The following is a 2,590-nucleotide window of genomic DNA, read 5'->3' as shown; positions in this document are numbered from 1 at the left end:
CTTCCGCGTCGTATCGCTCAAAGAATACAAAGTGATTTGAGGGGAAAACCTCAGGTCAATTCAGGCGCACGAGTATATATAGAAAATATCACGTTCAAGACAGCGAAATCAGAGATCCACTTGGGGAATGCGGGTTCAGAGGGCCTCGGCCTCACCCGACTCTTGGATCGCCTTTCGTCCAACGACATAAATGTCTATTTTGCCGACCGAACCCGGCCTGAATTCGATATTCCAGTGGTTCGTGCAATTGCCCCGGGACTGTGCAGTGACAAACCGCGCTGGGGGTGGCCGAGATTGCTTGGTCCGGACGGGAATGACCACGAACCCATATGTCCTCTGGACTCAAGTCGGCCGCCGAATGAGTTAGCACTCCGGATCTAAAGAATGGTTTGGTCTCCGCAACGACCTACTGTGCATTTGCCATCGCGCAGGTCGGTCTTAGGTGAGACGGTAACCGGTGCGGTATCATCAAAACCGTCGCACGTGTGCATTGTAGCACTGCATATCGTACGATCGGCTATTGATAAAGCTGCGTCGCAGGCGAAGAATGCCCGGAAGGTGAGCAGCCCCACTTGAGTGGTCCAAATTGAAAGTTAGTGCATGATTGGCCTTTGGTCCATCGGAACGATGGCTTCAGGCGCTGGCGGGCGGTAGCCCAATGCACTGTGTGGTCGCTTGGTGTTGTAGTGGATCCTCCATCTTTCGATAATGATTTGGGCTTCACGAAGCGAGTAGAAGATTTCACCGTTCAGCAATTCGTCCCGCATTCTCCCGTTGAAGCTTTCGCAGTATCCGTTTTCCCAAGGTGATCCGGGCTCGATGTATGCTGTCTTTGCCCCAACGGCTTTGATCCAGTTCCTTACAGCCTCAGCAACGAACTCTGGACCGTAGCACGTCGGGAAGAAGGTCTGCTGAGAGGTTATGGCCACGCGCGCAGCCCCCAAATTGCGCAGCGGGTGGCCATAACCGGGTCTCAGGTCTCAACAGTGGTTTTGCACAACCACACTGCTGAGGAGACCGGCTATGACCGTCACCCATTTTACTGCTTCGACCTTGTTGGTCGCCATCGACATTTCAAAACACCGGCACGAAGTGCTTATTGGCATTCCCGGCAAGAAGCGCCGCCGCCGCATGACGATTACGAACACGCTGGAAGAGTTTCAGCGCTTGGCCATCGCTCTCGCCAGCTATGAACTGCCGGTACGGATCGGGTTCGAGGCGACCGGCAATTATCACCGTGCTTTGGCCCATTATCTCGGCCAGGCCGGTTTCGACTTGAAGCTTGTCTCATCCGTTAGCTTGGCCCGAACGCGCGAGGCTCTGCACAACAGTTGGGACAAGAATGATCCAAAAGACGCCCAGGTCATTCTGCACATGATGGAGATCGGGGCCGTACAGTTCTTCCATGATCCGCTCGTGACCGGGACCGCGGACATCCAGGAGCTCTCCAAGACCCATGAGATTGTATCGCGCTCTAAGACCGAGTTATGGCACCGCATCCTGACGCATTACCTGCCGCTTTATTTTCCCGAGGCCGAGCGATTTCACCGAAGCTCGCGGACCGATTGGTTCCTGGCGTTCTTGGAGCAGTACCCATCGCCACACATGATCTCGACCATGAGCCGGGACGCCTTCATTGCTGATGCCTGGGAGGTCGTTGGCCGCAAGGTATCCAAAGAGCAATTACTTTCAGATATTTACTTGACGGCCACTGGTTCGGTTGGACTTCCGGTCCAGCCGGACTCCGATGCTGTTCGCATGTTCCGCCTCGTTCTCGCAGAGGGCCGTAGCCTGATCCGGCAACGCGATGAGATCGAAGCGCGGGCCGTCGAGTTGCTATCAGATCTGCCCGATTATCAGCTGCTGACGACCATCCCTGGGATCGGCCCAATCAACGCAATGACCATCTTGGCCGAGGCCGGTGATCTGCGCCGATTCCGGCATCATCGACAGTTTCTGAAGTTCTGCGGCATGGACCTCGCCACGATGCAATCTGGCATGTTCCGTGGCCAGAGCCGCATCTCGAAGTATGGCAATGCCCGGCTGCGGCGTACTCTCTGGATGGCCGGTCAAACCGCCGTGCTAAAGCGGACCAACAGCTTCCGGGACAAGTTTGAGCGCTACATCTCGAAAGATCGTTACAACGCTCATCTGCGTCGCAAGGCCTATACGGCGATCGCGGCCAAGATGGCGCGCACTGTACACGCCGTTGTCAAAAACGACGTACCCTATCGCCCCTTCTTCGAAGGGGTGAGCCCAGGCGGAAGGACCTCTCTCTGATGAGCCGTGGAGGCAGTTCGCTGACCTCGTAGATAATGTTCGGGCCTTCTGCTTGGGATTTGGGATCTCGTATTAAGGACGGTGAGGGCCGCCATCGCGCGTACCCTGTGTTTGCTATGGAAGAGATCATTTCTTGACGGCAGAACCCGTCTGGGCAACGATTACAGGGCATCCGGTGCGCCGGATGCCTCATGACCTGCTGACCTAAGCAGCCAGAATGTCCCGACATAGGACGTTGTCCGACCTGATATAGGCTGGCACACCCCGTAGGATGAATAGGTCTGTTAGGGCGTCGATAACCTCGCTTGAA

At 55.8% G+C, this 2,590-nt stretch carries 2 protein-coding genes and 1 pseudogene; 2 read left to right on the top strand and 1 reads right to left on the bottom strand.

The window, feature by feature from the left end:
* The first annotated feature begins 36 nt into the window (after positions 1-36).
* Entirely contained in the window at positions 37-381 is a 345-nt protein-coding gene (locus tag LC354_RS28220; protein ID WP_223429088.1) for a YcaO-like family protein, read from the top strand.
* Positions 382-593: 212 nt separating this feature from the next.
* Here LC354_RS28220 and LC354_RS27355 read toward each other — a convergent pair.
* A pseudogene (locus LC354_RS27355) lies at positions 594-887 on the bottom strand (integrase core domain-containing protein); the annotation flags it as partial.
* Between the two features lie 136 nt (positions 888-1,023).
* Between LC354_RS27355 and LC354_RS27350 the strand changes: the two are divergent.
* On the top strand, positions 1,024-2,280 hold the full coding sequence (locus LC354_RS27350; RefSeq protein ID WP_223429087.1) for an IS110 family RNA-guided transposase: 1,257 nt from the start codon (positions 1,024-1,026) through the stop codon (positions 2,278-2,280).
* The last annotated feature ends 310 nt before the right edge of the window (positions 2,281-2,590 follow it).

Origin of the sequence: Tateyamaria pelophila, from assembly GCF_019966495.1 — a bacterium.
Lineage (GTDB): Bacteria > Pseudomonadota > Alphaproteobacteria > Rhodobacterales > Rhodobacteraceae > Tateyamaria > Tateyamaria pelophila.
This window is presented reverse-complemented; position numbering and strand designations above follow the sequence as displayed.